The organism is Streptomyces aureus (genome assembly GCF_000725495.1).
In the GTDB taxonomy this organism is placed as follows: Bacteria; Actinomycetota; Actinomycetes; order Streptomycetales; family Streptomycetaceae; genus Streptomyces; species Streptomyces aureus_B.
This window is the reverse complement of sequence record NZ_JNZD01000052.1, coordinates 1-17,122: the sequence shown is the minus strand read 5'-3', so window position 1 is coordinate 17,122 and position 17,122 is coordinate 1. Positions and strand designations below refer to the sequence as shown.

16 protein-coding genes and 2 pseudogenes are annotated in these 17,122 nt (G+C 70.4%); 10 read left to right on the top strand and 8 right to left on the bottom strand.

What is annotated here, in order from left to right:
* Positions 1–1,334 (bottom strand): streptophobe family protein (locus tag IO36_RS35460; RefSeq protein ID WP_078943650.1); only part of this gene is annotated, 1,334 nt, incomplete at its 3' end.
* Between the two features lie 238 nt (positions 1,335–1,572).
* Here IO36_RS35460 and IO36_RS35455 point away from each other — a divergent pair.
* Positions 1,573–4,047, top strand: coding sequence for an ABC transporter ATP-binding protein/permease (locus tag IO36_RS35455; RefSeq protein WP_037626325.1), 2,475 nt, complete (start codon positions 1,573–1,575; stop codon positions 4,045–4,047).
* A 79-nt stretch (positions 4,048–4,126) separates the two neighbouring features.
* Here the strand turns inward: IO36_RS35455 and IO36_RS35450 are convergent, their stop codons facing one another.
* The 3 genes from IO36_RS35450 to IO36_RS35440 form a co-directional block, all read right to left on the bottom strand.
* The gene (locus IO36_RS35450; RefSeq protein WP_037626324.1) at positions 4,127–4,903 is read right to left on the bottom strand and encodes a transglycosylase SLT domain-containing protein; all 777 of its coding nucleotides are present in this window, start codon (positions 4,901–4,903) and stop codon (positions 4,127–4,129) included.
* A gap of 291 nt (positions 4,904–5,194) precedes the next feature.
* Positions 5,195–6,310: an S-adenosylmethionine:tRNA ribosyltransferase-isomerase gene (locus IO36_RS35445; protein ID WP_051901194.1), complete on the bottom strand. Its 1,116-nt coding sequence runs from the start codon at positions 6,308–6,310 to the stop codon at positions 5,195–5,197.
* A gap of 8 nt (positions 6,311–6,318) precedes the next feature.
* Positions 6,319–7,014 carry an SDR family NAD(P)-dependent oxidoreductase gene (locus IO36_RS35440; protein ID WP_037626319.1) on the bottom strand — a complete coding sequence of 232 codons (696 nt, stop codon included), beginning with the start codon at positions 7,012–7,014 and terminating at the stop codon, positions 6,319–6,321.
* 184 nt (positions 7,015–7,198) lie between these two features.
* On the opposite strand from IO36_RS35440, the gene IO36_RS35435 reads away from it, so the two are divergent.
* The 4 genes from IO36_RS35435 to IO36_RS35420 all read left to right on the top strand — a co-directional run bounded on the left by IO36_RS35435 (position 7,199) and on the right by IO36_RS35420 (position 9,826).
* A complete protein-coding gene (locus IO36_RS35435) occupies positions 7,199–8,365 on the top strand; it encodes a GAF domain-containing sensor histidine kinase (protein ID WP_037626317.1) in 1,167 nt (388 codons plus the stop codon).
* Positions 8,358–8,999, top strand: coding sequence for a response regulator (locus IO36_RS35430; protein ID WP_037626315.1), 642 nt, complete (start codon positions 8,358–8,360; stop codon positions 8,997–8,999). Before IO36_RS35435 ends, IO36_RS35430 begins: the two co-directional genes overlap by 8 nt.
* Before the next feature lie 145 nt (positions 9,000–9,144).
* Complete coding sequence (locus tag IO36_RS35425) at positions 9,145–9,390, top strand: chaplin (protein WP_037626313.1); 246 nt, start codon at positions 9,145–9,147, stop codon at positions 9,388–9,390.
* 196 nt (positions 9,391–9,586) lie between these two features.
* Positions 9,587–9,826: a chaplin gene (locus IO36_RS35420; protein WP_037626311.1), complete on the top strand. Its 240-nt coding sequence runs from the start codon at positions 9,587–9,589 to the stop codon at positions 9,824–9,826.
* 125 nt (positions 9,827–9,951) lie between these two features.
* On the opposite strand, the gene IO36_RS35415 is transcribed toward IO36_RS35420, so the two are convergent.
* The gene (locus IO36_RS35415; RefSeq protein ID WP_078943649.1) at positions 9,952–10,740 is read right to left on the bottom strand and encodes a hypothetical protein; all 789 of its coding nucleotides are present in this window, start codon (positions 10,738–10,740) and stop codon (positions 9,952–9,954) included.
* A 121-nt stretch (positions 10,741–10,861) separates the two neighbouring features.
* Between IO36_RS35415 and IO36_RS35410 the strand changes: the two genes are divergently transcribed.
* From IO36_RS35410 to IO36_RS35400, 3 genes are all read left to right on the top strand, one after another.
* Entirely contained in the window at positions 10,862–11,653 is a 792-nt protein-coding gene (locus tag IO36_RS35410) for an ABC transporter ATP-binding protein (RefSeq protein ID WP_037626329.1), read from the top strand.
* Positions 11,654–11,749: 96 nt separating this feature from the next.
* Entirely contained in the window at positions 11,750–12,184 is a 435-nt protein-coding gene (locus IO36_RS35405; RefSeq protein ID WP_037626299.1) for an NfeD family protein, read from the top strand.
* A gap of 130 nt (positions 12,185–12,314) precedes the next feature.
* Positions 12,315–13,274 (top strand): SPFH domain-containing protein, encoded by a 960-nt coding sequence (locus tag IO36_RS35400; protein ID WP_037626298.1) that lies wholly within the window; start codon positions 12,315–12,317, stop codon positions 13,272–13,274.
* Between the two features lie 136 nt (positions 13,275–13,410).
* On the opposite strand, the gene IO36_RS35395 is transcribed toward IO36_RS35400, so the two are convergent.
* From IO36_RS35395 to IO36_RS35385, 3 genes are all read right to left on the bottom strand, one after another.
* Positions 13,411–13,917 carry an HNH endonuclease gene (locus tag IO36_RS35395; RefSeq protein ID WP_037626327.1) on the bottom strand — a complete coding sequence of 169 codons (507 nt, stop codon included), beginning with the start codon at positions 13,915–13,917 and terminating at the stop codon, positions 13,411–13,413.
* A gap of 144 nt (positions 13,918–14,061) precedes the next feature.
* On the bottom strand, positions 14,062–14,601 hold the full coding sequence (locus IO36_RS35390) for a YbhB/YbcL family Raf kinase inhibitor-like protein (protein WP_037626296.1): 540 nt from the start codon (positions 14,599–14,601) through the stop codon (positions 14,062–14,064).
* A gap of 38 nt (positions 14,602–14,639) precedes the next feature.
* Positions 14,640–15,425: a sporulation protein gene (locus IO36_RS35385; RefSeq protein WP_037626295.1), complete on the bottom strand. Its 786-nt coding sequence runs from the start codon at positions 15,423–15,425 to the stop codon at positions 14,640–14,642.
* A 217-nt stretch (positions 15,426–15,642) separates the two neighbouring features.
* On the opposite strand from IO36_RS35385, the pseudogene IO36_RS35380 reads away from it, so the two are divergent.
* Together IO36_RS35380 and IO36_RS45290 are read left to right on the top strand one after the other, a co-directional pair.
* Positions 15,643–16,376, top strand: a pseudogene (locus IO36_RS35380) (DNA-3-methyladenine glycosylase).
* A 56-nt stretch (positions 16,377–16,432) separates the two neighbouring features.
* A pseudogene (locus IO36_RS45290) lies at positions 16,433–16,738 on the top strand (DNA-3-methyladenine glycosylase); the annotation flags it as partial.
* Positions 16,739–17,122 lie beyond the last annotated feature (384 nt).

Genomic DNA, 17,122 nt, shown 5'->3' with positions numbered 1-17,122 from the left:
ACCCCCAACCGCCCCCGCAACTCGATCCCCGCCCCGAACGCGTCGAATCCGAGCACGGACAGCGACGCGTCCACCGACACCTCCGTCAGCCAGACGAGCAGCGGCAGCGCCAACGCGGTCACGGCCCCCAGCCGAAGCGCGCAGCGCCCCGCGAACCGCAGAGCGGTGTCCCCCCGTACCTCCGACGCCCCCGCCCGTGCGCCGGCCGTCCCACCCCCACCCCGTACGAACGGCGTACGCGCCGCCGTCAGGACCCCCGCGTACAGCATCATCAGCGCGGCGGCGAACACCAACAGCCAGACACGGCCGTCGAGTTCGGCGAGCCGCCCGAGGGTGACGGGCCGGGGCGCGTCGCCGGTCAGCAGCTTGTCGAGGGGGTCGGGCAGCACCTTGGCGAGCTCACCGGTGGCCTTGCCGTCCCAGGGCACGAACAGCCCGAGGGGAACGGCGAGCCACACCCCGTTGGGCGCGCCGAGCAGCGCCGCGCCGGCGATCCGCTTCGGATGGGCGTCACCGACCGCCGCGTAGGCGGCCGCCGCGAGCCCGGCGAGGACGGCGACGAGGAGGACGGCGACGAGCGAGGAGACCGCGGGCCGGACCGCGCGGTGCACGGCGTCCCAGCCGGGCGGCAGCGGCGTACGCCGGGAGGCCAGCAGCGCGACGAGCAGGACCGCGGCGGCCCACACGGCCCCGCCGAGCAGGGTCGGCGCGGTGTCGACGGAGAACCCGACGGCGGCCTTGGCCTTCACGAGGTTCCCGATCCTGTCGGGCAGCAGCCCGCCGAGGTCCCCGAGCCCGCCCGGGAGTTTGTCGGTGATGGAACCGAGCCCGCCGCCACCCCCGGTGGCCTTGCCGAGCCCCAGCTTGTCGCCGTCGATCGTGACGACGTCGTGTCCGGCCCAGGCGAGCCCGCCCAGGGTCGCCACGAACAGGCCGACGACCGAACCCGCCCGGGCGAGGAGTTCGGCCGGTGCGAGAACAACTCCCGCTCCGCGCAGGGAGCGCAGGAAGAACCAGGACAGCAGCAGGGCACCGGCCAGGGAGACGCCGAGGGGCGTGATCTGGAGGGCGGTGTCCGCCTGCGCCCCCTTCAGCCCGAAGGCGGAGACATTGCCGGACGGCGTGACGGAGCCGCCCGCGCCGAGGGCCACGAGGGCAGCGGTCATGGGGCCGAGGGAGGCCGCCGCGTCGGCCCCGAGCAGGTGCAGACCGAGCGCGGCGGTGCCCGCCATCCCGATCAACGCCCAGCTCACGGAGGCGACCGCGGACAACAGCACGTCCCCCCACGGCACGCGTCCGGTGCCGCCGCCGTGGTGCGTGGTCCCCATGCTCATCGCCAGACCCCCCGATCCGCGCCGCGGTGTTCCCGCGAATGTCCCCCTCGTGTGGGATTACCACTCTCCGGGCCGTTTTCAACCCCGTCAACGGCCCGGGGAGACCGGACCGTTGTCATCGTTCACAAGGCCCGACTTTCGGTCAGGGGGCCTGAACTGAAATAGTTCCCCACGATGTTCGACATCCCTAGACTCCCTGTGATGGGGGTAACTCGGGGGACAACTCAGTGGGGCTGGAGTGCCGGAACTCGTACTGGAATTGAATGGAAGGACCTGGACGCTCGACGCGTCCAGGCCTCACACCCTCGGACGTGATCCGCAGGGGGACATCGTGCTCGATGACGCCAGGGTCTCCTGGCGCCACGCCACGATCAGCTGGAACGGCCGTAGTTGGGTCATCGACGACCACGGGAGCACCAACGGCACGTTCGCGCAGGGGCAGCGGATCCACCAGCTGGAGATCGGTCCCGGCTCGGCCGTGCACCTCGGGAACGCGACGGACGGTCCCCGGCTGAGTGTCGCCGGTGCCGCCGCTCCGGTGGCGCAGCAGCCGTACGCGGCGCAGGGGGCGGGCCCCGGCTGGGCCCCGTCGGCCACGCCGGAGGCCCCGCAGAACGCGCAGCAGGCGGGCGGCATTCCGCAGCAGCAGGGATCCGGTGGCGGCGCGGGGGCACCGCCGGTGTACGGCGACCGCAGCCCGACGACGTTCCACCAGTTCTCGCTCGGCCGCGTGATGCGGATCGGCCGTGCGCTGGAGAACGAGCTGGTGGTCTCCGACCTCCAGGTCTCGCGCCACCACGCCGAGTTCCACGCGACGCCGGACGGCCGCTTCGAGATCCGCGACCTCGGCTCGCACAACGGCACCTACGTCAACGGTATGCCGATCGCCAAGGGCGGCTCCGCGCTGCTGGGCCCGCACGACATCGTCGGCGTCGGCCACTCGACGTTCCGCCTGGTCGGCGACCGCCTCGAGGAGTTCGTCGACACCGGTGAGGTCTCGTTCTCGGCCCGCCATCTGACGGTCACCGTCGACGGCGGCAAGCAGATCCTCAAGGACGTCTCCTTCGGCGTGCCGGAGAAGTCGCTCGTCGCGGTCATCGGCCCGTCGGGTTCAGGCAAGTCGACGCTGCTGAAGGCGCTCACGGGCTACCGCCCGGCCAACCAGGGCGACGTCCTCTACGACAACCGCAACCTGTACAAGCAGTTCGCCGAGCTGCGTCAGCGCATCGGTCTGGTCCCGCAGGACGACATCCTGCACAAGGAGCTGACCGTCAAGAAGGCCCTCAAGTACGCGGCCAAGCTGCGCTTCCCCGCCGACACCACGGGCGCGGAGCGCGAAGCGCGGATAGACGAGGTGCTGCGCGAGCTGAAGCTGGACATCCACAAGGAGAAGAAGGTCACCTCCCTCTCCGGTGGCCAGCGCAAGCGTGTGTCGGTGGCCCTGGAGCTGCTCACCAAGCCGTCGCTGATCTTCCTGGACGAGCCGACCTCCGGTCTCGACCCGGGCATGGACCGCGACGTCATGCAGCTGCTGCGCGGCCTCGCCGACGACGGCCGTACGGTCCTGGTCGTCACGCACTCGGTGGCGGAGCTGGCGATCTGCGACAAGCTCCTCGTGATGGCGCCGGGCGGCGCGGTCGCCTACTTCGGTCCGCCGGAGGAGGCGCTGAACTTCTTCGGCTACGAGACCTGGGCCGACGTGTTCTCCGCGTTCGAGAACTACCGCGACTACGACTGGGCGGGCCGCTGGAAGGGCTCGCAGCACTACCAGATGTACGCGGCGGACATCGACGCGGTGGCTCCGCAGTCGACGCAGATGCCGCCCCCGCAGGCGATGAAGCCGCCGAAGCCGCAGGGCTGGGGCTCCCAGCTGATGACGCTGATGCGCCGCTACGTCTCGGTGATCGCCTCGGACAAGGGCTTCCTCGCGCTGACGGTGATCCTGCCCGCGGTCCTGGGCTCGGTCAGCCTGCTGATCGACAACGGCAAGACGCTGCTGGTCAACGCGAAGATCCTGCCGTCGGGCGCCCATGTGGCGAACGGCACCGCCACGACCGTGCTGCTGATCCTCGCGGTCGGGGCGTGCTTCGCGGGCGCCGCCAACTCGGTCCGTGAGCTGATCAAGGAACGGGTGATCTACGAGCGGGAGCGGGCGACGGGCCTGTCGCGCTCGGCGTACCTGATGTCCAAGGTGATCGTCCTCGGTGTGATCACCATGCTGCAGGGCGCGCTGGTCGGCGCGATCGGCTTCGGCAGCCGTGAGGTCCCCTCCGAGGGACTGATCCTCAAGAGCCTGCCCAAGGTGGAGCTCACGCTGCCGATCATGCTGCTGGGCTTCGCGTCGATGATGTTCGGCCTGATCATCTCTTCGCTGGTGAAGACCGCGGAGAAGACCATGCCGCTCCTGGTCATGTTCGCGATCGTCCAGGTGGTCTTCACCGGCTGCCTGTTCATCCTGAACGGCACGGTGGGTGTCAACCAGTTCTCGTACCTGATGCCGGCCCGCTGGGCGGTGGCCGCGTCCGGGGCGACGCTGGACCTGAACAACATCTTCCCGAACCAGGACGATCCGACGAGCACGGACCCGCTGTGGAACCACACGGCCGGGGCCTGGACCGTGGACATGATCGCGCTGGTCGTCCTCGCGGTCGTCTGCGGCTTCTTCGTGGCCCGCTTCCTGCGCCGCCACGAGCCCGAGGTCATGCGCAAGTAGTCACCCGGGAACGACGCGAGGGCGGCACCCCCACGGGGGTGCCGCCCTTCGGCGTCTGTGCGAACTCCGCGCTGAGTCCTCAGTACGCGCTGTTGACGTTGTCCATGGAACCGTACTTGTCGGCGGCGTAGTTGCAGGCGGCGGTGATGTTGGCGACCGGGTCGTAGATGTTCCACGAGGTGCCGGCCACGTGGTAGGCCTTGAACGTCGGCGGGATGACCTGGAGCAGGCCCTTCGACGGGATGCCGTTGATGGCGTTGATGTCCCAGTCGTTGATGGCCATCGGGTTGCCCGAGGACTCACGCATGATGTTCTTGTGCAGCCCCTGGTAGGAACCGGGGATGCCCTTGGCCTTCATGATGTCCAGGGACTGGCGGATCCAGCCGTCGAGGTTGTTGGCGTAGGTCTTCGCGGCGACCGTCTCCATCTTGACGCGCTGCGTGGAGCGGCTCGCGGTGGCGGCCTTGGCACGCGACGCCGCGGCCTTCTTCTTCGCGGCGGCCTGGGCGGCGGCCTTCTTCTTGGCGGCCGCGGCGGCTGCGGCCGCCTTCTTCTTCGCCGCCGCCTTCTTCGCGGCCGCGGAGTCCGCCGCGGCCTTCTGCTCGGCGGCGATCGTCTTCGCCTTCAGCTCGGCGCCGCTCGTACCGGCGACACCGGCCTCGACGCCCTTGATCTGCTGACCGCTGTAGGCGACCGGCGCCGCGGGGGCGGCGGCGTCGGTGGTGGTGTGGGAGCCGGACGGCGCCAGGGAGAACGCGAGGGTGGCGGCACCGAGGGTGGCCACACCGGCGACCGAGTACTTGTGGAGCTTCGTGAGCTTCGTACTAGGACGACGAGCAGCAATGTTCTTCAGCATGACTGACAGACCTCTTCGAATAGCGCGGAGGTCGCTCTTCGTCCCGGTCGGGGACTGTGTTTCCGGAACAAACGCCCCGGGGGAGAACCCGAGGCGCTGAGCGACATGAGCAATTCTTAGCGGCCGCAAAATGCGCTGGCAAAGGTGTGACCTACGAAGTCGGGTAGTGGAACCAGAGGGGGCAAATCGGGGCAGACTGGCACGTCTTCCCTGTTCACCTTGTCCCTTTTATCTCCTATGCACCTTCGTACGTGACCTGGGCCCTATGCGAGGGCTCACAGGGGCCCTCGATCATTCTGACGGGGAGTTGCTGGCGCAATGCTCAGAGTGAGGCTCTTTCCCGGGGAGGAGGAGGTGTACGTCGCCGAACTCGTGCCAGAGGTAGCGCCGGTGCAGCGCCTCGGCGTAGCCCCGGTCCACCGCGGCCTCCCCCGCGACCGCCTCCAGCATCAGAAGGTGCGAGGCCTCCGGCTCGTGCAGCCCGGTCAGCAGTCCGTCGACGGCCCGGACACCCCGCTCCGGAGTCACCACGAGACCGGTCCATCCCTTCGCCGCCCGCACCAGCCCGTCCTCGCCCGCCGCGGACTCCACCGCCCGCACCGCCGTCGTACCGACCGCGACGATCCGGCCCCCGCCGGCCCGCGCCGCGTTGATCAGCCGGGCCGACGCCTCCGGAACCTCGTACCGCTCCGGATACGGCGGCTCGTGTACCTCGGCCGAGGCCACCCCCGTGTGCAGGGTGACCGGCGCGAACTGCACACCCCGGCTCACCAGCTCCGCCACCAGGGGAGCGGTGAAGGGGCGCGCCGCGCTCGGCATCTCCGCGCTCCCCGCCCCGTCGTCCGACGGCAGCGCGAACACCGTCTGGTAGACGGACAGCGGCTGGTCCCGCTCGGTGTACGCGTAGCGGATGGGCCGCCCGTGCCGGCGCAGCAGCCCCGCCACGTCCGCGTCCGCCGCCCCCGCCCACCACAGCCGTGACCCCCGCGCCGAGAGCGGTTCCTCCAGTACGAGGCGTACGTCCCCGGGCAGGACCACCACCGTTCCCGCGGGCCCGCCCGCACGCGCGCGCGTGGTTCCCCTTCCGTCGGGATCCCGCAGCTCGACCGCCCACCGGCCGTCGTCGCCGCGCGTGGAGAAGTGCACCACCACGCGCGCCTGCCCGATCCGTCCGTCCACGGCCGCCGCCAGCGTGGGGGAGGTGTTGACGACGAGCAGGTCCCCGGCCCGCAGCAGCCGGGGCAGCTCACCGAACGCGTGATGCGACACCTCCGTACCGCGCGACAACAGCAGCCGTACGCAGCCACGGTCCCGGCCGGGACCGCGCTGCTCGGCGGGCACCCGCGCCGAGAGCTCCCCGGGAACGCTTCCCCACTCCCTGCGCCGCCCGGCCCGCGAAGGCCCCATCGCCGTCGTCACCGTCCCTCCAGCAGGTCCGAGGCCGCGTAGCGCCCACTGGCCGGCCGCTCGTCGAGCAGACGCAGGAAGGCCGGGACCACCTCGGCCGGCGCCGGCCGGGGATCGTCGTCCTCCGGCACGGCCGCCGTATAGAGGTCCGTCCCCATGTCCCCCGGGTCCACCGCCCACACCCGCAGACCCGGCTCCTCCACACCGAGCACCGCCGACAGATGGTCGAGCGCGGCCTTCGAGGCCCCGTAGCCGCCCCAGGTCTCGTACGCCTCCGCCGCCGCGTCCGAACTGACCCCCACGACCGCGCCCTCCCCGGCGGCCCTCAGCAGCGGCAGCGCCTCCTGTACCAGACCCAGCGCGGCGACCACATTGACCTCCAGGGCCCGCCGCAGCCCCTCGAGACCCAGCTCCTCCAGCCGCACCAGCGGCTCCGCGCCCAGCGCGCTCGCGTTGTTCACGAGCAGGTCGACACCGCCCAGCTTCCGGGCCGCGGCCACCAGCTCGGCGCGGTGACCCGCGTCCGTCACGTCCCCGGGCAGCGCCTCCACCCGTGTCCCGTACGCGGCGAGCTCCTCCGCGGTCTCCGCCAGCACCCCGGCGGTCCTGGCGTCGAGCACCAGATCCCAGCCGCGCCCGGCCAGCGCCGCTCCGAGCGCCCTCCCCAGCCCCTTCGAGGCCCCTGTGATGATCGCTACCGGCATGACATCCGTCCCCTCGCTCCGGCCGCCTTCCCGGCGGATGCCCTTACCGTAGGAACGGGTCCGGCGCGGGCGCCTCGTACGCGGGCCGCAACGATCAGGGGCCCTTCGTCCTAGGTCCAAGGGACCGGCGGACGAGGCCGCCGGCCCGATACGCGCTGTCACACCCGCAGGTAGTTTGGGGTCCATGAGTCACGGACCCCGGTCGGGCCTGTCGGCGGTGAGCGCCGCGCTGCTGGCCATGAGCAGGCATCTGGAGGTGCGCGACGTCCTCAAGACGATCGTCGCCTCGGCCCGCGAACTGCTCGACGCCCAGTACGCGGCCCTGGGCGTGCCCGACGACCACGGCGGCTTCGCCCAGTTCGTCGTCGACGGCGTCAGCGACACGCAGTGGAAGGCCATCGGACCGCTCCCGCGCCAGCACGGCATCCTCGCCGCGATGCTGCGCGAGGCCCGCACCGAGCGCCTCGCCGACGTACGCCAGGACCCCCGGTTCGAGGGCTGGCCCGCGGCCCACCCCGACATGTCCGACTTCCTCGGCCTGCCCATCCGCGACGGCGACGAGATCATCGGCGCGCTGTTCCTCGCGAACAAGATGCGGCCCGAGGGGGAGCCGCCGTGCCCCGGGCCGAACGGCCGCTGCGGCTTCACCGAGGACGACGAGGAACTCCTCACCATCCTCGCCCAGCACGCGGCGATCGCCCTCACCAACGCCCGGCTCTACGAACGCAGCCGCGAACTCACCATCGCGGAGGAACGCTCCCGGCTCGCGCACGAACTGCACGACGCCGTCAGCCAGAAGCTGTTCTCCCTGCGCCTGACCGCGCAGGCCGCCGCCACCCTCGTCGACCGGGACCCCTCCCGTGCCAAGGGCGAACTCCAGCACGTGGCCGCGCTCGCCGCGGAGGCCGCCGAGGAACTGCGCGCCGCCGTCGTCGAGTTGCGCCCGGCCGCGCTCGACGAGGACGGACTCGTCGCCACCCTGCGCACCCAGGTCCAGGTCCTCGACCGCGCGCACACCGCGCGCGTGACGTTCGCCGGCCATGGAGTACGGGCCCTGCCCGCCTCCCAGGAGGAGGCCGTGCTCAGGGTCTCCCAGGAGGCCCTGCACAACGCCCTGCGGCACTCCGGCGCCGCCCGCGTCGACGTCACCCTGTACCGCCGCGGCCCCGGCGCCGTCCTGCACGTCCGCGACGACGGCTGCGGCTTCGACCCGGCCGCGATACGCAGCGCCGGCCGCCATCTCGGCCTGGTGTCCATGCGGGACCGGGCGAGCGGGGTCGGCGGCACACTCACCGTGGAGTCGGCGCCCGGGAAGGGCACCGTGATCGAGATGGAGGTCCCTGGTGGCTGACGCAATCAAGGTGCTGCTCGTGGACGACCACCAGGTCGTCCGCCGGGGACTGCGCACCTTCCTCGAGGTGCAGGACGACATCGAGGTCGTCGGCGAGGCGTCCGACGGAGCCGAGGGAGTCACCCGCGCCGAGGAGCTGAGACCGGACATCGTCCTCATGGACGTCAAGATGCCGGGGATGGACGGCATCGACGCGCTGCGCAAACTCCGCGAACTCGCCAACCCCGCCCGGGTGCTGATCGTCACCAGCTTCACCGAACAGCGCACGGTGGTACCGGCGCTGCGCGCGGGCGCCGCCGGGTACGTGTACAAGGACGTCGACCCCGACGCGCTGGCCGGAGCCATCCGCTCGGTCCACGCGGGACACGTCGTGCTGCAACCCGAGGTCGCGAACGCCCTGTTGTCCCAGGAGGAGGCCAACTCGGGCCAGGGGAGGGGCGTCTCGCTCACCGACCGGGAACGGGAGGTGCTCGGCCTGATCGCGGACGGCCGCTCCAACCGGGAGATCGCCCGCGCCCTGGTCCTCTCCGAGAAGACGGTGAAGACCCATGTCTCGAACATCCTGATGAAGCTCGACCTCGCCGACCGCACCCAGGCCGCGCTCTGGGCCGTACGCCACGGGATCGCGGACTGATCGTCAACTCGGAGTGCTCCGCTCCGGTCTGAGATTCATACCGTCGGGTGTATGTCACCCGGATGGCGCATCCTCCGTGGGGCCCCGCCGTTCTCCAGTGCGCCGCGGCGGTCCGCCGCGGTGTTCGCGAGGAGGGGTTTCGCAAGTGAAGAACCTGAAGAAGTTCACGGCTGTCGCGATGGTGGCGGGCGGCCTCGTCGCCGCCGGCGCGGGGATGGCCTCGGCGGCGGACGGCGCCTCGGCGGCCGGCAAGGCCGTGGGCTCCCCGGGCGTGGTCTCCGGCAACGTCGTCCAGGCCCCGGTCGACGTCCCGGTGAACGTGGTCGGCAACAGCGTGAACGTCATCGGCGCCCTGAACCCGGCCTTCGGCAACCTCGGCCTCAACCGCTGAGTTCCCCGTCGCGGCGAGCGTGACCACCGGCCTTCCAGGGAGTCCCTGGGGGGCCGGTCTGCTTGTCGGCTCATCCGCGGACTGCACCGGACGGGGCAATCGGCCCGGCTCCCCGTGCCGTCCTCGGCTTCCCGGCGTTGCTCAGCGTACGGCCCTCGGCAGGGTCGGATCCGTGAAAGCAGGAGGAACACTTCCCATGAACATCGCCAAGAAGGCCGCCCTGGCCGTCACCGTCGCCGGTATCGCCACGGGCGCCTGCGCCGGTGCCGCCGTCGCCGACTCGGGCGCCAAGGGCGCTGCCGCACAGTCGCCGGGCGTGGTCTCCGGCAACGTCGTCCAGGTCCCCGTTCACATCCCCGTGAACGTGGTGGGCGACTCCGTCAACGTCGTCGGTCTCCTGAACCCGGCGTTCGGCAACACGGGCGTCAACGGCTGAGCCACGCCGCCCAGAAGGGCCCCCGAACGGAAACGTTCCGCGGGGCCCTTCCCCATGCGCGCCCTCCGGAACCCGCACCCGCACGCCCCCGCGCTCCGGCAAAGCCCCCCACGCCCCCCACAACCTCAGCGCGCCCCCCGCTCCCGCTCCTCCACGAACGCGTTGTACGCCGCGACCTGAGCCCGCCGAGCCGTCCGCTCCACCGGACGCAGAGCCTCGCCCCGCGCCGCCATCTCCGACGCGCTCACCGCCCCACCGTGCCCACTCTCGTACGCCACCGAGATCAGCATCCCGACCCGCTGCGCCAGCTCCAGCACACGCACCGCCCGCGGCGGATACCCCGGAGCCAGCACCTCCCGTCCCCGCTCCGCCCGAGCTCGGTACGCATCGATCGCCGCCGCAGCGACCGGCCCCGACCCGGCCACGTCCAGCCGCGACAGCACCTCCGTCGCCTCGCGGAGCGCCTCCGCCAGCTCCCGCTCCGCCTCCCCGAGCGAGGGCACGTCGGCCGGCGGCGCCTCACGCACGGCGAGGCAGTGCCACACGACCTCGACGTGGACGTCACCCGCGGGCCCGGCCTCGTACACCTCGGGCACGAGCCCCAGCGCCGCCCCGTGACAGACCACGGCCTCCTCCGCCTCGAGGGCGCGCGCGTTGAACTCGGGCGGCCCGCTGAGCCCGAGCGGATGACCCGGCGCGGGCAGCGCCACCCGCAGCCCGGTCACCCCGAGTCCCCGCAGCCGGCCGAGGGCGAGCGTCAGCCCGACGGGCCCCGACTCGCCGGGCAACCCCTCGACCCGGTGCACCGCGTCGTCCCCGACGATGGCGAGCACGGCGTCGTCCGGCGAAACAAGTCCGGCCAAAAGGGCATTTCCCCATGCGGCCAGCTGTCCTGAGCGTGGTTCCGAGAGCATGCTCCCACCCTAAGGACCGGCCGATGGGTCGGTGTGGCCGACCGGTGGCGTAGGTTTTCCCTGGGGGCTTCGTCCACAGACGTAAGCGACGGCCGAGACTGCAATGGGAGACAACGCGCTCATGAGCGATGTACTGGAACTGGTGGACGTATCCGTGGTCCGCGAGGGCCGGGCTCTGGTGGACCAGGTCTCCTGGTCGGTCAAGGAGGGGGAGCGCTGGGTCATCCTCGGCCCCAACGGCGCCGGGAAGACGACCCTCCTGAACGTCGCCTCCAGCTACCTCTTCCCCAGCGCGGGCACCGCCACGATCCTCGGCGAGACCCTCGGCAAGGTCGACGTCTTCGAGCTGCGCCCCCGCATCGGCATCGCCGGCATCGCCATGGCGGAGAAGCTCCCCAAGAGCCAGACCGTCCTCCAGACGGTCCTCACCGCCGCGTACGGCATGACCGCCGGCTGGCACGAGGACTACGAGGACATCGACGAGCAGCGCGCCCGCGCGTTCCTCGACCGCCTCGGCATGAGCGACTACCTGGAGCGCAGGTTCGGCACCCTCTCCGAGGGCGAGCGCAAGCGCACCCTGATCGCCCGCGCCCTGATGACCGACCCCGAGCTGCTGCTCCTCGACGAGCCCGCGGCCGGCCTCGACCTCGGCGGCCGCGAGGACCTCGTGCGCCGCCTCGGCCGGCTCGCCCGCGACCCGATCGCCCCCTCCATGATCATGGTCACGCACCACGTCGAGGAGATCGCCCCCGGCTTCACCCACGTCCTGATGATCCGTCAGGGCAAGGTGCTCGCCGCCGGCCCGCTCGAGCTCGAACTCACCTCGCGCAACCTCTCCCTCTGCTTCGGCCTTCCCCTCGTCGTCGAGCAGGTCGGCGACCGCTGGACAGCGCAGGGCCTCCCGATGGCCTGAAACCGGCCCGGCGCGCGGACGCGCCCCCGTCACCCGGCGTACCCGACTTGATCACGCGCTCTGTCCGACTCCGGAGCGCGGTCCTACCATGACCGTGTGAACGACATCGACGCATGGGTGTGGTGGCTGGTCGGGGCGGCCGGACTCGGCATCCCGCTCGTGGTGACCGCCATGCCGGAGTTCGGCATGCTCTCCGTGGGCGCCGTCGCCGCGGCGGGCGCCGCAGGCCTCGGCGGCGGTGTCGTCGTCCAAGTCCTCGTCTTCGTCGTGGTGTCGGTCGCGCTCATCGCCGTCGTACGCCCCATCGCGGCCCGGCACCGCACCCAGCGCCCCGAACTCGCCACCGGAATCGAGGCGTTGAAGGGGAGGCAGGCCCTCGTCCTCGAGCGCGTGGACGGTTCGGGCGGCGGCCGCATCAAGCTCGGCGGCGAGATCTGGTCGGCCCGCGCCCTCGACGGAGCCCAGGCCTACGAGGTGGGACAGGAAGTGGATGTCGTCGACATCGACGGAGCCACGGCGATCGTGATGTGACCTCGTACAACGCAAGTGAACCGAACGCCCCACGTGGCAGACGACGTTCTGTCAGACTCGTCCAGCAAGATCTTCAACACCCATAAGATCTTTCGGAATTGCCGAGTGGAGAAGGGTACGGGGAGCATCGATGGAACCGATCATCATCGTCCTGATCATTCTGGTGGTGCTGGTCTTCATCGCCCTGATCAAGACCATCCAGGTCATCCCGCAGGCCAGCGCGGCCATCGTCGAGCGGTTCGGCCGCTACACGCGGACACTGAACGCCGGCCTCAACATCGTGGTCCCGTTCATAGACTCGATCCGCAACCGCATCGACCTGCGTGAACAGGTCGTGCCGTTCCCGCCGCAGCCGGTGATCACCCAGGACAACCTGGTCGTCAACATCGACACGGTCATCTACTACCAGGTCACCGACGCACGCGCCGCGACGTACGAGGTCGCCAGCTACATCCAGGCGATCGAGCAGCTCACCGTCACCACGCTGCGCAACATCATCGGCGGCATGGACCTGGAGCGGACCCTCACCTCCCGCGAGGAGATCAACGCGGCGCTGCGCGGAGTCCTCGACGAGGCCACCGGCAAGTGGGGCATCCGCGTCAACCGCGTCGAGCTGAAGGCGATCGAGCCGCCGACCTCCATCCAGGACTCGATGGAGAAGCAGATGCGCGCCGACCGTGACAAGCGCGCCGCGATCCTCACCGCGGAGGGCATCCGCCAGTCCCAGATCCTCACCGCCGAGGGTGAGAAGCAGTCCGCGATCCTGCGCGCCGAGGGTGAGGCCAAGGCCGCCGCCCTGCGCGCCGAGGGCGAGGCACAGGCCGTCCGCACGGTCTTCGAGGCGATCCACGCCGGGGACCCGGACCAGAAGCTCCTGTCGTACCAGTACCTCCAGATGCTCCCGAAGATCGCCGAGGGCGACGCCAACAAGCTCTGGATCGTGCCCAGCGAGATCGGCGACGCGCTCAAGGGCCTCAGCGGGGCCATGGGCAACTTCGGCGGCCTGGGCGGCGGTTCCGGCCCCAGCGCCCCGAGCGGGGGCTCCGGAGGCGGCTCGGAGCGCCGCGAGAAGCCGTCCATCACGGACTGACCGGCCGCACCGGGACGGGCCGACACGACCCGGCACGGCCTGACCTGCACGACACCGCAACGCAACAGCGCCACGATGGCATGACGAAGGGGCCCACCTCCCGCAGGAGGTGGGCCCCTTCGTCATGGCGCAACGGCTACGCGGCCGGCTGGGCCAGCCACTCCGGCAGCGCGTCGAAGTCGTCCTGGCCGAGCGCGAGCAGCATGGCGTCGGCGGGCGTCGGCTCGAACGGCTGCCGGAGCAACGGCATCTGCGCCTGCTCCGGCGTACGGTCGGCCTTGCGGTGATTGTCCTCGGCGCAGGAGGCCACGGTGTTCAGCCAGGAGTCCTGACCACCCTGCGCCCGGGGTACGACGTGGTCCACGGTCGTGGCCCTGCGCCCGCAGTAGGCGCACCGGTGCCGGTCGCGGACCAGCACGCCCCGCCTCGACCACGGGGCTTGTCTTCGGAACGGCACCCGGACGTAGCGGCAGAGCCTGATCACCCGGGGCACGGGTATGTCCATCGCGGCACCGCGCATGCGCAGTTCGGGATGGGCCTGCTCGACGACGGCCTTGTCCTGAAGCACCAGAACGACGGCTCGGTTCAACGTCACTGTCGACAGCGGCTCGAAGCTCGCGTTCAGTACCAGCGTGTCCCGCATCCAGCCCACCTCCATTGCGCACCGGCCCCCCCGACGGCGGGCTGGGATCAACTCTGGCCGGGCACGCCGAGATGGACAACGCAATAAAAAGTGCCCGCCCCTGATCACTTCCATGACCAGAGGCGGGCAAACGTTCGGTGAACGTCAGTCTGCGGCGGGAGCGGCGTACTCACCGATCAACTGGGCGCGCGCCAGCGTGTGGAACCGCAGATTGAAGCCCACCACGGCGGGCGACACCTCCGCGTCGGGGCCGAGCTTCTCCTGATCCACCGCGTACACCGTGAAGACGTACCGGTGCGCGGGGTCCCCGGCCGGCGGAGCCGCGCCGCCGAAGTCCCGGGACCCGTAGTCGTTGCGCACCTGGACGGCTCCGTCGGGCAGACCCTCGAACTTGCCGCTGCCGGCGCCCGTGGGCAACTCCGTCACCGAGGCCGGGATGTCGAACACCACCCAGTGCCAGAATCCGCTGCCCGTCGGGGCGTCCGGATCGAAGCACGTCACGGCGAAGCTCTTCGTCTCCGCCGGGAAGCCCTCCCAGCTCAGCTGCGGCGAGGTGTTCCCGGCGGCGTAGACCTGCGCGTCCTTCAGCACGGCCCCCGGCTCGACGTCCTCGCTGACGAGGCCGAACGCCGGCACCGGCGGATGGAAGTCGTGCGGAAGCGGCGGCCTCTTGAGCTCGGTCACGTCAGTACCTCCTGAACGGCGGAATCCGTGCTTCGAGCCTAGAACCAGCTGCGCTTGCTGCCGACCTCCGACAGCCAGTGGTTCAGGTATCCGGCCCAGTCGGTTCCGTGGAAGTCGTGCAGACCGACCTCGAAGGAGCGGTAGGAGTCGCTGCCCTCGCTGAAGAGGCCGGGCTTCTTGTCCATCTCCAGGACGACGTCCATCGCGCGGTCGTCCGCGACGAAGCTCAGCTCCACCTGGTTCAGCCCGCGGTACTGCGAGGGCGGGTAGAACTCGATCTCCTGGTAGAACGGCAGCCGCTGACGGGTGTTGCGGATGTGCCCCTTCTCCATGTCCGCGTTCTTGAAGCGGAAGCCCAGCTGGATGAAGGCGTCGAGAATCGCCTTCTGCGCCGGCAGCGGGTGCACGTTGACCGGGTCGAGGTCGCCCGGGTCGACGGCGCGGGCGATCTGCAGCTCGGTGGTGACGCCGATGTTCATCCCGCGCAGGCTCTGACCGTCGATCATGGTGATCGGCGTCTCCCACGGGATCTCCAGCCCGAACGGGACCGTGTGCACGGCACCCGCCTGCAGCTGGAACGCCCCGCCGAGCCGCAGCCGCGTGAACTCGATGTTCTGCTTGTACTCCTGGTCGTCGTGGCCCTCGACCTCGACCTTGGCCTGCAGGCCGACCGACAGACCCTCGATCGACTGGTCGACCGAACCACCCTGGATCCGCACCTCACCCTGGACGACGCCGCCCGGAACGGTGTTGGCCTCGGTCAGCACCGTCTCGACCGAAGCCCCACCGGCCCCCAAGCTCGCAAGCAGCCGCTTGAACCCCATGTCGTCACTTCCTCCCCAGGCAATGCCTGTTCGTCCTGTGTTCGTGTGGATCCCTTGATCCCTACAAACGCGATCCGGCCCCGACCGGTTCCGAGCCCTCACCCTTCCAAGCGAGAGGACCCCTGACCACCCCGCAGGCACAGATCCGTCCGGAACACCCCGAACGGCTCCACACTCCGCCGCACGGGTGAGGCCGGAGGGACTACGCTCGTACGCCATGATCGCGGCCCCCGACCGTACGCCCCTGACACGCGGCTTCTTCGACCGCCCTGTCCTCCAGGTCGCCCCACCCGGCCATGTGTACGTCTACTTCGCCCATGGCATGTCGAGGCAGTCAGCATGAACGTCGATTTCCTCGCCCACTCTGCCGAAGAGGTGGCCCCCAAGCTGCTCGGGAGTGCACTCTCCTGCAAGACCCCGGAGGGAACCGTGAGCATCGCCATCACGGAGACCGAGGCGTACTCCGGCGCGGCCGATCCGGCTTCCCACGCCTACCGAGGTCGGACACCCCGCAACGCGGTCATGTTCGGACCCGCGGGCCACCTGTACGTCTACCGGTCTCACGGTCTGCACTGGTGCGCCAACATCGTCACCGGGACGGACGGCATCGCCTCGGCCGTCCTCATCCGGGCAGGCAGGGTCATCGAGGGGGAGGCTCTGGCGCGCAAGCGACGAGGGGAGGGGGTCGAGAGCCCACGCCTGGCCCGGGGCCCGGGGAACTTCTGCCGGGCACTCGGCATCACGGCGGAACACAACGGCACAGACCTCCTGGCAGAAACCGCGGTCGTACTGTGCGAGGGCGAGCCGGTACCCGCCGCGCTCATCAAGGCAGGTCCTCGGGTAGGCGTGAGCAAGGCTCACGACTGGCAACACCGGTTCTACCTCGCCGGTGATCCGACGGTCTCGGCGTACCGACTGAGCCCGCGAGCCAAACCGACCACCGGAGCCTGAGTCGCCGTGCGCCTTGCCGACAGCCTGCCGGCGACTCGGTACGGGGGTTGGGTCGGGGCGGCGACCTCGCTCGTAAACGTCGACTCTCGGCCCGATATGACAAGGAACTGGCCAAAGGGCCGGCGCGCCTGGCGACGGCCCTGGGGGTGGACAGGTCGCTCGACGGCGCGGACGCCTGCGGCCCCGAGGGCTCACCCTTGACACTGCTCAGGGGGGTACCCGTACCCTCCGACCAGGTACGCAACGGTCCGCGCACCGGGGTCTCCGGTGACGGGGGTGTTCACCCCTGGCGCTTCTGGATCGCGGACGACCCGACGGTGAGTCCTTACCGGGCGCATGCGCCCCGCCGCCGTTCAACTTGACGCGCCCCTTGGCGATCCGTAATGTAGCCCGAGCCGCTTGAACCGGTTACGGCGTTTCGCCAGCAGCCGAGAGCGGCCAAACCACTACCTACGACTTCCCCGCAGCGGGGTTTATTCGGCGTGCCCGCATGTCCGAATTCGAACCCGTGAAGCTCGATTATGAGTCGCCGAGGGAATCGGCTAACGTAGTGAATGTCGAAAGGCCCGAAACGCGAAAGCGCCGAAAGGTCGAAGACAAACCCGCCGGCTGGGAGTCAGGCCCGAAAGGATCTGATAGAGTCGGATTCGCCGGAAAGGGAAACGCGAAAGCGGGAACCTGGAAAGCACCGAGGAAATCGGATACGGAAACGGTCTGATAGAGTCGGAAACGCAAGACCGAAGGGA

What these genes read in the sequence shown, in the direction of transcription:
- IO36_RS35445 (WP_051901194.1), bottom strand. Translation starts at nt 6,310, where the DNA reads ATGGGGCCTTCGCGGGCCGGGCGGCGCAGGGAGTGGGGAAGCGTTCCC.
- IO36_RS35450 (WP_037626324.1), bottom strand. Translation starts at nt 4,903, where the DNA reads ATGCTGAAGAACATTGCTGCTCGTCGTCCTAGTACGAAGCTCACGAAG.
- IO36_RS35415 (WP_078943649.1), bottom strand. Translation starts at nt 10,740, where the DNA reads ATGCTCTCGGAACCACGCTCAGGACAGCTGGCCGCATGGGGAAATGCC.
- IO36_RS35395 (WP_037626327.1), bottom strand. Translation starts at nt 13,917, where the DNA reads ATGCGGGACACGCTGGTACTGAACGCGAGCTTCGAGCCGCTGTCGACA.
- IO36_RS35440 (WP_037626319.1), bottom strand. Translation starts at nt 7,014, where the DNA reads ATGCCGGTAGCGATCATCACAGGGGCCTCGAAGGGGCTGGGGAGGGCG.
- IO36_RS35435 (WP_037626317.1), top strand. Translation starts at nt 7,199, where the DNA reads ATGAGTCACGGACCCCGGTCGGGCCTGTCGGCGGTGAGCGCCGCGCTG.
- IO36_RS35400 (WP_037626298.1), top strand. Translation starts at nt 12,315, where the DNA reads ATGGAACCGATCATCATCGTCCTGATCATTCTGGTGGTGCTGGTCTTC.
- IO36_RS35420 (WP_037626311.1), top strand. Translation starts at nt 9,587, where the DNA reads ATGAACATCGCCAAGAAGGCCGCCCTGGCCGTCACCGTCGCCGGTATC.
- IO36_RS35410 (WP_037626329.1), top strand. Translation starts at nt 10,862, where the DNA reads ATGAGCGATGTACTGGAACTGGTGGACGTATCCGTGGTCCGCGAGGGC.
- IO36_RS35385 (WP_037626295.1), bottom strand. Translation starts at nt 15,425, where the DNA reads ATGGGGTTCAAGCGGCTGCTTGCGAGCTTGGGGGCCGGTGGGGCTTCG.